Source organism: Saccharothrix hoggarensis (assembly GCF_042678885.1).
In the GTDB taxonomy this organism is placed as follows: Bacteria; Actinomycetota; Actinomycetes; order Mycobacteriales; family Pseudonocardiaceae; genus Actinosynnema; species Actinosynnema hoggarensis.
In genome coordinates this window covers 1-11679 of record NZ_JBHTLK010000215.1, presented here as the reverse complement: position 1 = coordinate 11679, position 11679 = coordinate 1, and the positions used below count along the sequence as shown (strand labels likewise).

The window sequence follows — 11679 nt, the reverse complement described above, 5'->3', positions numbered from 1 at the left end:
CGTCGCGGCGCTCACCGCGGGCGGGCTGCCGGTCGTGTGGGACGGGTCGCCTGGCGCGCGCATCCAGGTGTCGCCGCTGACGTGGCGGCAGCGGCTCCCCGTCGGCTGAACGCGCGGAGGGGGTGTGCCCGGCTCGGGCGCACCCCCTCCGACACGGCTGGGACCGGCTACGAGATGGCCACGGCCACCACGAGGCCGAGCGCGACGTGCGCGGCCGCGACCACGGCGCTGGCCGGCGCGAACCGGTCGGACTCGATGAGCGAGCCGATGTCGAGCCGGGTCACCCACTCCAGCAGCCGGACCGCGAGCACCTGGACGATGATGCCGACGAAGCCGAAGATCAGGGCCGACAGCAGGCCCTCGTCCAGCTTGCCCGCCGCGCTCCAGATCGCCACGACGACGATCAGCGCCATGCTCACGAGGCCGGCCGAGGTCACGATGACCGCGTTCGGGGCGCCGCCGCGGACGAGGGCGCTGAGCTTGCCGGGCGTGGTCCAGTCGATGGCGTAGAAGCCGAAGACCATCAGCACCAGGCCGACGATCGCGTAGAGCGCGATCGCGCCGACGCCGCCGGCGATGTCGGCGCCGAAGCCGGGGTCCAACGCGAGTTGGGTGATCACTGACCCTCCATGGTGTGCAGGTTGATCGATTGTGCCGCCGGTGAAGGAGCCGGTGACGACGGGAGCGGGGCGTTCATCCGGTCGAGTGCGTGCGGTCGAGCCGGGGTGGTCGTCGCGGGGGTGGTGCTTCCGGGGGTGGTCGTTCCGGGGACGGGCGCGGTGGCGGTGGGGGTCATTCGACGATCCTGTGCGGCACGAACGCCGCGCCGTCGTCGGTGACCAGGCCGACCGTCTCCCGGATGCCCAGGCCCGCGGACGCGTCGCCGACGACCCACGCGCCGAGCGCCGGCCGGTAGCCGTCGAACTCGGGCAGCGGGTCGAACAGCTGGTAGACGAAGCCTTCCTTGCCGTAGATGCCGCCGGTCTGGGTCTCGTAGCCGGGCGCGACGATCTGGATGTTCGCGCCTTCACGGCCCAGCCGCGGCTTGCGCACGTACTCCGTGAGGAGGCCGGGGTCGTCCAGGAACGCGGGCAGGAGGTTCGGGTGGCCGGGGTACATCTCCCACATCACGGCCAGCAGCGCCTTGTTGGACAGCAGCATCTTCCACAGCGGCTCGACCCACAGGGTGCCGGGCAGGCTCTCCACGGCGTACCGGCCGAACTGCTCGTCCACCACCCACTCCCACGGGTAGAGCTTCACCACCGTGCCCATCGGCGCGTCCTCGAGGTCGACGAACCGCTTGAGCAGCGGGTCCCAGCCGATCTCCTCGATGGCCAGGCCGACGGTGTTCATGCCCGCCTCGGCCGCCGTCTCCTGCAGGTACGCGACGGTGACGTGGTCCTCGCCGGACGGGTCGGCGCCCGACCAGGTGAAGTGCAGCTCGTTCGACGGCAGCCGGTCGCCGATCTCGGCCCAGCGCTCCACCAGCTTCTCGTGGATGGAGTTCCACTGGTCGTCCTCGGGGAACACGTCGGTCTTCCAGTTCCACTGGACGACCGACGCCTCCAGCAGCGACGTCGGCGTGTCGGCGTTGTACTCCAGCAGCTTGGCCGGGCCGCTGCCGTCGTACCGCAGGTCGAACCGCCCGTACACGTGCGGGTCGCGGCGCTTCCACGACTCGGCGATCGCGGGCCACAGCCACTCGTTGATGCCGAAGTCGCGGTAGCGCTCGGTGAGCACGACGTTGTCGACGGCTTCGAGGCAGAGGTTGTGCAGCAGCTCGACGTCCGCCTCCAGCGAGAGCACCTCGCTCATGTCGAAGACGTAGTGGGCCGACTCGTCCCAGTACGGGCGCGGGCTGCCGTCGGCGGCCTTGGCCGGCGCGCCGAACACGAGGCCCTGGTCGGAGACGGTGCGCTGCCAGTTCGGCCGGGGCGCGGAGGACTCCCGACGCACTCAGCTGCCCCCGCTCTTGCTGCCGCCGGACACGCCGAACCCGCCGCGCTGGACGACGGAGCCGGACTTCGTGGTGACGTTCGCGCCCTTCGGCAAGGTGTAGCTGCCGCCACTGATCTTCTGGCCGACCGGGGTGGCCGGGGCGCCGTAGTTGTAGCGGTACGAGCTGCCACCGATGTAGATGAACCCGCCGCTGACGTACCCGCCGTGGGTCCGCGCGTAGCTCTCGTCGCAGTACTGGTCCTCGACCACCACGTCGTCGCGGACGCACTGCGCCACCACGTCGTCGGGGCTGGACGCGGCGTACCAGATGGCCACCACGCCGGCCACGCCGACGGCCACGCCGCCGCCGATGAGCAGGCGCTTGCGCACCTTCTTGCGCCGTGCCTCCTCGGCCTCGACGGCCAGCTGCTGCTCGCGCTGCTGCTCGATCGCCTGCGCGCGGGCGCGCTGCTCGGCCAGGGTCGCGGGCCGGGGTTGGGTCCGGCCGGGCTCCTGGTGGCGGATCTGACCGCGCCCGCCCGACGGTGGGCCCTGAGGCGGTCCTTGAGGTGTCGGCGGCAGGTACGGCGGCGTCGCGCCACCACCCTGCGGCCCCGGTGCACCCGGTCCGTTCGGTCCGCTCGGGCCACCCTGCCCGGGCGTCGCGGCGTTACCGGTGTTCTCGTTCTCAGTCATCAGCCACTCCCGGCGGGCACGGTACAGAGATCGGCCGCCGAATGGGTGACGAGTGTCCCAAAAGCAACACAGTCCCCCCGCCCTGAGGTCTCGTCGGCCGACACAGGCATCATGGTGTAGATGGCCGCGACCGCGCGTTGGTTTCGTCGAGGTGACCAGATGGTCCTGCTCGGCGCGTTCGCTGGCGCGTTCGCACTGCTCGGCCTCAGCGCCTTCACGTCGTGGCCGGTGGGCTCCGGCGGGACCGCCGGCGGCACGGTCAGCACCACCTCGAACCCCGTTCTCGCAGCTGAGGCCGGTGAGTGCCTGAACTGGACGCGTCCGGACCTGACGGACATCGCCGTGGTCGACTGCGCGCAGCAGCACCTGTTCGAGGTCACCGGAGTGGCGGACATCTCCGCCGCCCACGGCCCGCAGGCGCCCTTCCCGGACGACGCGCAGTGGCAGCAGATCAGCCAGGAGCAGTGCGTCCAGATGTCGCTCACCTACCTGGCCGGCAAGTTCGACCCGTTCGGCAAGTACACGGTGGGCCCGCTCAACCCCGGTGAGCGGATGTGGGGCCAGGGCGAGCGGACGCTGCGCTGCGGCCTCCAGGTGGCCGGTCCGGCGGGCGGCCTGCTGCCCGCGTACGGCAGCGCGCGCACGCAGGACCAGTCCGACGTGTACGACCCCGGCGTGTGCCTCGGCATCACCGAGAGCCGGTCGGTGGGCGACCCGGTGGAGTGCGCGAAGCCGCACGCGTACGAGATCGTCGGCGTGGTGGCGCTGCGGCCGGGCGACTACCTGCCGCCGGGCGAGCAGGACCGCCTGCTCGGCGTCGAGTGCGGCCGGATCGCGGCCGAGTACAGCGGCGGCGCCGACCTGAAGGCCCGCGGCTTCATCGTCACCTGGGACACCAGGGCGCCGGAGAGCTGGGCCGCGGGTTCGCGGCTGGTGAACTGCAAGGTCGGCGCGGTGCCGGCCAACAACGTCCTGACCGCGTGGGAGGGCAGCGTGCGCAACCCGAACGCACCGCCGCTGACCACGTCGAACCCGCCGCAGACGACGACCGTCCAGCAGGACGAGCCGACCGGCGCGCCGCTGCACTCGGAGTCCAACACGAGCTCGTCGGCGCCGCCCTCGTCCGGTTCCGACGCGCCGGAGACGACGACCACGACCCCGACTTCGCGATCGAGGTGACGCCGTGCCGGTGGAGATGACCCGTCAGCGGTTCGAGGAACTGGTCGGCGAGGCGCTGGACCTCATCCCACCGGAGTTCGCGACGGCGATGGACAACGTGGTCGTCCTGGTCGAGGACCGCAACCCGGAGGAGCCGAGCCTGCTCGGGCTCTACCAGGGCATCGCCCTGACCAGCCGGACCACCGAGTACGGCGGCGTGCTGCCGGACCGGATCTCGATCTACCGCGAGGCGATCCTCGACATCTGCCACGACGAGGACGACGTGGTGGAGGAGATCGTGGTGACCGTGGTGCACGAGATCGCCCACCACTTCGGCATCGACGACGACAAGCTGCACGAACTGGGCTGGGGCTAGGCCCGGTCCACCGCGCCCCGCCCGTCCGTCGTCACCCTCGCCCGCCTGGCGTCACGCCCCGCCCGTCCCGGCCGCCGCGACCCGCGCCCCGTTCCGTCCCGTCGTCAGGCGCCGCGCACGTCCACGCCGGTCCACGACGTGCAGCGCCAGCCGTCGCCGACGCGTTCCAGCACCACCCGGCCGGTGTTCGGCAGCAGGCCCGCCTCGGCCAGCTCCGGCCCCACGTCGGCCGCCAGGGCCAGCGCCGCCATCCGCAGCGACGCGCCGTGGCTGACCAGCACCACCGTCTCGCCGTCCCGGTGCCGGGCGCTGATCTTGTCCACCGCGGCCAGGTAGCGGTCGAGCACCTGGCGCCCGCTCTCGCCACCGGGCAGCGGCACGTCGAGGTCGCCCTCCGCCCACCGCTTCACGGTCTCGACGAAGATCCCGTACGCCTCGCGGTCGTGCCGCCCCTCGAGGTCGCCGCAGTAGATCTCCTGCACCCCGTCGACGACCTCCACGTCGAGCCCCTGCGCCGCCGCCACGGGCGCGGCCGTCTGCTGCGCCCGCACCGCCGTGCTGGCGTACACGGCCGCCAGGGGCTCGCGGGACAGGTCCTCGGCGAGCGCGGCGGCCTGCGCCACGCCCGCGTCGGTCAGCGGCGGACCTGGCGGCAGGGAGTCCAGCGCCATCTTCACGTTCGACGCCGTCTCGCCGTGTCTGACCAGGATCAACCTCACGCGCCGTGCCCCCTCCGGATCGAGTCCACCCATTCGGCCGCCGCCACGAACTCCTCGCTGCCCACGACCGGGCCGCCCGGTTCCGCCTTCGGGTACGAGCCGAGGAACCGGGTCTGCGGGCAGTGCCGGTGCAGCGCGGCGAGCGCGTCGCCCACGCGCGGCTCGGCCACGTGACCGTCGAGGTCGATGTAGAACCGGTACTCGCCGAGCTTGCCCTTGGTGGGGCGCGACTCGATGCGGGTCAGGTTGATGCGGCGCAGCGCGAGCTCGCTCAGCAGGTCCGACAGCACGCCGACCCGGTCCGGCACGGTGCACACGACGGACGTGCGGTCGTGGCCGGTGGGCTCCGGCAGCGGGCCGGGCCTGCGGACCAGCAGGAACCGGGTCTTCGCGTCCCGCACGTCGGCCACGTCGGTGGCCAGCACCTCCAGCGGGTAGTGCCGCACGGCCACCGGCGCGCTCACCGCCGCGTCGAACTCGCCGTTCAGCACGGCCCGCGCGGCGGCGGCCGTGGACGTCGTGGCGACCACCTCGGCGGTCGGCAGGTGCTCGGCCAGCCAGTGCCGGACCTGCGCCAGCGCGTGCGGGTGGCTGGCGACCGTGCGCACCGGCTCGCCGCCGGGCCGCACCAGCACGCTGAACCGCACCGGCAGCACCGCCTCGGCGACCGCGACCAGCGGCGCGCCCTCGGTCAACGCGTCCATCGTGGCGGGCACCGCGCCCTCGACGGAGTTCTCCACCGGCACGCACGCCGCCTCGGTCTCCCCGCGCCGGGTCGCCGCGAGCGCGGCGGGCACCGTGTCGAACGGCACCAGTTCCTGTTGCGGAGAGGCGAAGCCGCGTGCGGCCTGCTCGGTGAACGTTCCCTGCGGTCCGAAGTAGGCGAGCACGGCCGCAACGATACGAGGACCGGGCCGGACCGGTGTCGTTGAGGCGAGGATCACCTGCGGGGCGGGTGCCTTCCCCCGTTCCGCCGCAACGGGTTCTCCTGGAATGCTGGGGCCGTGTCCGCCGATTCGGAGGGTGAGATCAACGCTCCGGTAGCAGTTCCCCGTCTCGTGTTGTGCGCCGTCGACGAACCGCTGGCCCGTGCGTGGCTCGCGGTGGCCGAGGGCCGGACCGGCGTCGAGGTGCACCGCGGCTCGGTGCTCGACATCGTCGCCGAGGCCGTGGTGAGCCCCGCCAACTCGTCCGGCTGGATGCGCGGCGGCATCGACGCCGTCTACGCGCGGGCGTTCCCGATGGTCGAGGGGAACGTGCGCAGCGCCGTGCTGGGGCTGCACGGCGGCGAGCTGCCGGTGGGCGAGGCGCTGGTCGTGCCGACCGGCGAGCCGGAGCCCGAGTGGCTGATCAGCGCGCCGACCATGCGGCAGCCCGGCGAGCTGCTGCCCGAGGACACCGTCCACCCGTACCTGGCCGCGCGGGCCGTGCTGCGGCTGTGGCTGGGCGGCCGGCTGGACGACGGCCGCCCGTTGCGCGACGTCGTCCGCACGATCGCCATGCCCGGCCTGGGCACGGGGGTCGGCGGGGTCGCCCCCGCCACCTGCGCCCGGCAGGTGGCGGCGGCCTGGGACGAGGTGTTCAGCCCGCTCCCCAGCCGGTAGCCCCGGGTTGTGCACAACCTGTGGACAGCCTGGCTGGGGCCTGTGGACAACTAGCGCGGCGCGACCCAACGCTCCAGGTCCAGCTCGTCGGTGATGGGGATGCCGTAGTCCCCGACGCCGGGGATCTCCGGCTTGAGCCGACGGGCCTCGCGCACCGCGTCGGGGCGCAGCGCGGCGAGCCGGAAGCCGCGCCGCTGGTAGAAGCGCAGGGCGTCGAGGTTGTCGTTGGTGGTGGTGAGCCGGATGCGGGAGCACCCGAGTTGCCGGGCGCGCCGCACCACGGCGTCGACCAGCGAGGTGCCGACGCCCCGGCCTCGGCGCAGGGCGTCGATCGTGACGATCTCCAGGTGGGCGTCGGCGGTGGCGTAGGTGAGCAGGCCGACGACCTGGTCCTGGTGCTCCACCAGGAACCCGGGCAGGCTCGCCGGGAAGAACACCTGGCCGTGGGCCACGGCGGTGTGCGCTCCCCACAGCTCCAGCACCAGCCTGCCGACGACGATCCGGTCGGCTTCCTCGATCGCGCGTAGCAGCATTCCTGCACTGTCTTGGCGGCCGGGCGCGGTGGGTACCGGCATTCGACCTATGGTTGGTTCGTGCCGGTGCGAGTGTTGCTCGTAGACGACCACGAGGTGGTGCGCAGAGGGCTGCGCGAACTGCTGGAGGACGAGGACGACATCTCGGTGGTCGCCGAGGCGGGCGGTGTGGGCGAGGCGCTGGCGAGGGCCGGCGCCGCACGCCCCGACGTGGCGGTCGTGGACGTGCGGCTGCCGGACGGCGGCGGGGTCGAGCTGTGCCGGCGGCTGCGGGCCCTGCCGGACGGCCCGAGGTGCCTGGTGCTGACCGCGTTCGACGACGAGGAGGCGCTGGTCGGCGCGATCATGGCGGGCGCGTCCGGCTACCTGCTGAAGCAGGTGCGCGGGCAGGACCTCGTGACGGCCGTGCGCGAGGTGGCGGCCGGTCGGTCGCTGCTGGACCCGCAGACGACGGCGCGCGTGCTGGACCGGATGCGGCGGCCGGCGGAGGTCGACGTGCTGGACGCGTTGACCGAGCAGGAGCGCCGGGTGCTCGACCTGATCGGCGAGGGGTTGACCAACCGGCAGATCGCCGAGCGGCTGTTCCTCGCCGAGAAGACCGTGAAGAACTACGTCACGGCGGTGCTGGCGAAGCTCGGCATGGAGCGCCGCACGCAGGCGGCGGCGTGGGTGGCCCGCCGGTCCCGCTGATTCGCGCCTACCGGTCCAAAGCCGGGATGAGTTGACTCAGCGCGATCCGCGCCGTGTCTTGGGGCGTCTCGTCGGGGCGCGAGAAGACGCGAAGCAGGATCGCGTTCGTGTGGTACGAGCTGGTGTCCGCCGCAGGTGGGTAGTCACGGAAGGCACGAGCCAACTGCCCGTACTCCAGGAGTTGGGTGAGCGGTGCGGTCAGCGGGACGATGATCCTTATGTCGCTCGGGTCCGGCACGGTCGGCCGGCCGACCTTCGCGGTCTGCTCGCCGACCGCGATGACCAGGGCTTCGGTCAGCCGCTGGTGTCGACGTGCGAGCTGCGCCAGCGCACTGACGTGGGCCCTCACCGCCTCGAACGGGTCAACTCGTGACCGGATCGCCGCATCGGCCGCCGAGAGCAGCGGATCGACGAGCGGTCGGTAAACCTCGCCCATCAGCTGCTGCTTACCCCCCGGGAAGTGGTTGTAGGCAGTCGGCGTGCTGACCCCGGCTGCGCGGGCGATGTCCTCCACGCGAGTAGCGAGCCAGCCCCGCGCCGCGAACACCTCGGCCGCCGCGGCCTGGATCGCGGCACGACTGCGGGCGCGCTTCGTCGCGGCACCGCGGAGCCGCGCATCGTCGGACCTACCGGCTGAAGGCGCCACAAGCCAAGTTTACATCCATACAAGTTCAGCCTTGACCCTATAGCGCCGAACGGCGTAACATCCTGTGTGATCTAGTTCACAGTTCAGTCGCGAGTCGCGATTGCAGACATCTCGCTCCGATTGATCGAGAGACGGGACACTGGTTATGAATTGGTGGATTGTTGGTGCTGTGGTTCTCTACTTCATCATCATGAGAATTGTCGGAAGACGGTACTTCGGTCGTCGTCACGGCGTACCCGCCGAGCCACACGAGCAAGGCATGGCGGCAGCGGGCGCGATCGGCCTGGCCTGGCCGGTGACCATCTGGTTGCCGCAGGTCAGGGACCCGGAACCGTGCGTCCACATCAAGCACATCAGGCAGCGCGAGCACACTCGTGACGAGATCATCGCCGCCGGCGTGATCCGACAGCGGGAAGTCGAAGAGCGCAACTGGCGCAGGCAAGGGCGATGAGTCCCATGAGGAATGAGAAATGCTCGCATTGCGGTACTTGGAAGATCGAATGTGACCACTGCGGCGGTCGCGGCCACTTCGCCCCGACCCCCTTCAACACTGCGGATTGCGACCATTGCGATGGCGAGGGGATCAAGTGCCCTCGGGCGCACCGGTCCACGAATTGCCATTGATCGACGGGGTTCCCGGGCGCGGGTTCACGGGCGCGGGTTCACGGGCGCAGCGGCACGTGCCAGGTGATCGTCGTGCCGGTGCGCGGCGACGACGTGATCTCGCACCCGCCGCCCGCGGCCAGCGCCCGCTCCTCCAGGTGCCGCAGGCCCCGCTTGGCGACGCCGCGCGGGATGCCGCAGCCGTCGTCCGCGACCTCCAGGTCCAGTCGGTCGGGCGTCCGGCGCAGCGCGACGACCACGTGCCGCGCGCCGGAGTGCCGGACCACGTTGGACAGCGCCTCCCGCAGCGCCGCCCGCGCGTGGTCGGCCAGCTCGGCGGGCACGTCGGCCACGTCGCCCTCGGTCCGCACCTCCGGCTCGAACCCGAGCAGCTCGCCGGCCGTCCGCGCCTCGGCCAGCACGGAACCGGCGAGGTCGGCGTGCGCGGGCTTGCCGGGGTCGGCGCTGCGCAGCTCCCGGACGGTCGCCCGGACCTCGGCCATCGTCTGGTCGAGCTGGTCGACGACGTCGGCGAGCCGCGCGGCCTCCCGCCCGTCGAGCTTGAGCCGCCGGTCGAGCAGCTCCAGCTGCACGCCGGTTGCGTAGAGCCGCTGGATGATCACGTCGTGCAGGTCGCGCGCGATCCGCTCCCGCTCCTGGTAGACGGCGATCCGCTGCCGCGCCGTGGAGCCCTCGGCCAGCACGACCGCCAGCCCGGCCTGCGCGGCGAACGCGGTCAGCACGTCCACGGTGTCCCGGCTGAACGGCTGCGCGCCCTTGCGCCGGTACACGGCCAGCGCCCCGATGCGCCGCTCCTTGGTGCCGAACGGCGCGACCGCGAACGGCCCGTAGCCGCGCAGCGCCTTGGGCACGAACGGCGCGGTGCGCGGGTCGGTGGTGAAGTCGTCGGCGACGACCGGCACCCCGGTCCGGGCCGCGCGCGCCGCCGACGAGCGGCTGGACAGCACCACGCCCACCGGGTCGTCGCCGCCGGAGGACGCCTCGACGGTCAGGGTGCCGTCGTCGGCGGTGATCATGGCCAGGCCGAGGTCGGCGCCGGCGAGGTCGACGGCGTTGCGCACCACGAGCGGCAGCACGGCGTCCGGGTCGTCGCCGGCGAGTGCGGCCGACGTGATCTCGGTCGACGCGGCGAGCACGCGGGCGGGGTCCACGGTGCTCAACGGTAGGCCCTGCGCCTGATCCGCCCCCCGGTGACGTCCAGCACCACGTCGGCGCGCTCGGCTTCGGCCGGCCGGTGGGTGATGTGGATGACGGTCTTGTCCCGCAGCACGTCGTCCAGCCGGTCGAGCAGCGCCCCCGCGGTGGGTTCGTCCAGGTGGGCGGTCGGTTCGTCGAGGAGGACGAGGTCGGCGTCGTAGAGCAGCGCCCGGGCCAGCGCGACGCGCTGCGCCTCCCCGCCGGACAGCAGGGTCGGCCCGACGACGGTGTCCAGGTCGAGCCGGACGCCCGCCACCTCCAACGCCCACCGCAACCGGGCGTCATCCGCACGGGGGTCACCCAGTCGAAGGTTCTCCCGGACGGTGGTCGACACCAGCATCGGCTCCTGCGGGCACCAGGCCACCTTCCCCGGACCCCACACCAGCCCCCGCTCGGGCTCCAGGAACCCCAGGAGCAGCGCGAACAGGCTGGACTTCCCCGCACCGGACGGCCCGACGACGGCGACCTTGGCCCGTGCCGGCAGGTCCACGGACACCCGGTAGAGGACCGGCTCCGCGCTGCCCGGCCACCGCGCCGTCACGGATTCCAGCCCGACCGCGCCGCCGACCCCCGCCCGCTCGACCCGCGCCAACGGGCCGACCTCGGCCGGCGCGGACGACTGCTCGACGATCCGCCCGTACGACTCGCGCAACGCGGCACGGTGCTGTGCCGCGGTGGGCAGCGCGCTCAGCACCTCCGCCAGCGCCAACGGCACCAGGCCGAGCACCGGCACCAGCAGGGGGTCGACGCCGGAAGCCAAGCCGAGGCCCAGGCACACCGCCGACGCCAGACCGGTCGTCAGGTCGACGAGCCCGATGGCCGCGCCCGCCCCGAGCGCCTGCCGGCGGGCCAGCCGCGCCAGCTCGGCGTCACGGGCCGCCAGCTCGGCCCGCACCACCCGGTCCGCCCCGAACGCGATCAGGTCTGGCGCGGCCGTGAACAGGGTCAGCACCCGCTCCGACACCTCCCGCCGCCCCCGGGCGAGCACCGCCGTGGCCCGCCGCTCGGTCAGCACCGCGACCACCGGCGCGAGCGTGCCGCCGACGGCCAGCGCGACCGCGAGCGCCAACCCGGCGACCGGCTCCACGACCGTGAACAGGACCACCGCCGCCACCGACACGCCCGCGGCCACGAGCGGCGGCTGGAGCACGCGCGGCACGAGGTCGCGGACGGTGTCGACGTCGTCCACGAGCCTGCTCAGCTCGGCCCGACCGGGCCGCAGGCCCCGCCACAGCCGGACCCGCAGCGCCTCGGCGTGCCGGAACGCGGCGTCGTGCGACACCAGCCGCTCCAGGTACCGCAGCGCGCCCTTGGCCAGCGCGAACGTCCGCACGCCCACCACCAGCACCGACAGCGTCAGGATCGGCGGCTGGGTGGCGGCCTTCGCGATCAGGTAGGCCGCGAAGGCGGTCAGCGCCACCCCGCTCAACGACGCCGCCGCGCCCAGCGCCGCGCCGGCCAGCAAGCGGGCGGTGGGACGCGGCGTCCGCGGGGTGGC

The 11679-nt window shown here is 72.9% G+C and carries 15 protein-coding genes; 6 read left to right on the top strand and 9 right to left on the bottom strand.

Going from position 1 to position 11679, the window contains the following annotated elements; genetic code table 11:
• Positions 1–109 (top strand): DUF6891 domain-containing protein (locus ACFQ3T_RS28970; RefSeq protein ID WP_380727954.1); only part of this gene is annotated, 109 nt, incomplete at its 5' end.
• A gap of 58 nt (positions 110–167) precedes the next feature.
• On the opposite strand, the gene ACFQ3T_RS28965 is transcribed toward ACFQ3T_RS28970, so the two are convergent.
• The 3 genes from ACFQ3T_RS28965 to ACFQ3T_RS28955 form a co-directional block, all read right to left on the bottom strand.
• A complete protein-coding gene (locus ACFQ3T_RS28965) occupies positions 168–620 on the bottom strand; it encodes a DUF350 domain-containing protein (protein WP_380727952.1) in 453 nt (150 codons plus the stop codon).
• A 172-nt stretch (positions 621–792) separates the two neighbouring features.
• A complete protein-coding gene (locus ACFQ3T_RS28960; RefSeq protein WP_380727950.1) occupies positions 793–1956 on the bottom strand; it encodes a glutathionylspermidine synthase family protein in 1164 nt (387 codons plus the stop codon).
• The gene (locus tag ACFQ3T_RS28955; RefSeq protein ID WP_380727948.1) at positions 1957–2634 is read right to left on the bottom strand and encodes a hypothetical protein; all 678 of its coding nucleotides are present in this window, start codon (positions 2632–2634) and stop codon (positions 1957–1959) included.
• 159 nt (positions 2635–2793) lie between these two features.
• Here ACFQ3T_RS28955 and ACFQ3T_RS28950 point away from each other — a divergent pair, with 159 nt between their 5' ends.
• Entirely contained in the window at positions 2794–3813 is a 1020-nt protein-coding gene (locus ACFQ3T_RS28950; protein ID WP_380727946.1) for a septum formation family protein, read from the top strand.
• A gap of 4 nt (positions 3814–3817) precedes the next feature.
• Entirely contained in the window at positions 3818–4168 is a 351-nt protein-coding gene (locus ACFQ3T_RS28945; RefSeq protein WP_380727944.1) for a metallopeptidase family protein, read from the top strand.
• A 104-nt stretch (positions 4169–4272) separates the two neighbouring features.
• Here ACFQ3T_RS28945 and ACFQ3T_RS28940 read toward each other — a convergent pair whose 3' ends face one another.
• Both ACFQ3T_RS28940 and pheA read right to left on the bottom strand, forming a co-directional pair.
• Positions 4273–4887 carry a histidine phosphatase family protein gene (locus tag ACFQ3T_RS28940; RefSeq protein WP_380727942.1) on the bottom strand — a complete coding sequence of 205 codons (615 nt, stop codon included), beginning with the start codon at positions 4885–4887 and terminating at the stop codon, positions 4273–4275.
• A complete protein-coding gene (pheA, locus tag ACFQ3T_RS28935) occupies positions 4884–5777 on the bottom strand; it encodes a prephenate dehydratase (RefSeq protein ID WP_380727940.1) in 894 nt (297 codons plus the stop codon). Before pheA ends, ACFQ3T_RS28940 begins: the two co-directional genes overlap by 4 nt.
• Before the next feature lie 114 nt (positions 5778–5891).
• Here pheA and ACFQ3T_RS28930 point away from each other — a divergent pair, with 114 nt between their 5' ends.
• Positions 5892–6491 (top strand): macro domain-containing protein, encoded by a 600-nt coding sequence (locus ACFQ3T_RS28930; RefSeq protein WP_380727938.1) that lies wholly within the window; start codon positions 5892–5894, stop codon positions 6489–6491.
• Positions 6492–6541: 50 nt separating this feature from the next.
• Here ACFQ3T_RS28930 and ACFQ3T_RS28925 read toward each other — a convergent pair whose 3' ends face one another.
• Positions 6542–7024, bottom strand: a complete 483-nt coding sequence (locus ACFQ3T_RS28925; protein ID WP_380727936.1) for a GNAT family N-acetyltransferase — start codon at positions 7022–7024, stop codon at positions 6542–6544.
• A 60-nt stretch (positions 7025–7084) separates the two neighbouring features.
• On the opposite strand from ACFQ3T_RS28925, the gene ACFQ3T_RS28920 reads away from it, so the two are divergent.
• Positions 7085–7714, top strand: coding sequence for a response regulator (locus ACFQ3T_RS28920; RefSeq protein WP_380727934.1), 630 nt, complete (start codon positions 7085–7087; stop codon positions 7712–7714).
• 7 nt (positions 7715–7721) lie between these two features.
• Here ACFQ3T_RS28920 and ACFQ3T_RS28915 read toward each other — a convergent pair whose 3' ends face one another.
• On the bottom strand, positions 7722–8360 hold the full coding sequence (locus ACFQ3T_RS28915; protein ID WP_380727932.1) for a TetR/AcrR family transcriptional regulator: 639 nt from the start codon (positions 8358–8360) through the stop codon (positions 7722–7724).
• Positions 8361–8529: 169 nt separating this feature from the next.
• On the opposite strand from ACFQ3T_RS28915, the gene ACFQ3T_RS28910 reads away from it, so the two are divergent.
• Positions 8530–8811, top strand: a complete 282-nt coding sequence (locus tag ACFQ3T_RS28910; RefSeq protein ID WP_380727930.1) for a hypothetical protein — start codon at positions 8530–8532, stop codon at positions 8809–8811.
• A gap of 211 nt (positions 8812–9022) precedes the next feature.
• Here ACFQ3T_RS28910 and ACFQ3T_RS28905 read toward each other — a convergent pair whose 3' ends face one another.
• Entirely contained in the window at positions 9023–10144 is a 1122-nt protein-coding gene (locus tag ACFQ3T_RS28905; RefSeq protein WP_380727928.1) for a GAF domain-containing sensor histidine kinase, read from the bottom strand.
• Positions 10141–11679 (bottom strand): thiol reductant ABC exporter subunit CydC (gene cydC, locus ACFQ3T_RS28900; RefSeq protein ID WP_380727926.1); only part of this gene is annotated, 1539 nt, incomplete at its 5' end. The genes cydC and ACFQ3T_RS28905, both read right to left, overlap by 4 nt.

Excerpts from the sequence above, each read along its gene's own strand:
- ACFQ3T_RS28955 (WP_380727948.1), bottom strand. The coding sequence starts at position 2,634 with ATGACTGAGAACGAGAACACCGGTAACGCCGCGACGCCCGGGCAGGGT.
- ACFQ3T_RS28950 (WP_380727946.1), top strand. The coding sequence starts at position 2,794 with ATGGTCCTGCTCGGCGCGTTCGCTGGCGCGTTCGCACTGCTCGGCCTC.
- ACFQ3T_RS28925 (WP_380727936.1), bottom strand. The coding sequence starts at position 7,024 with ATGCTGCTACGCGCGATCGAGGAAGCCGACCGGATCGTCGTCGGCAGG.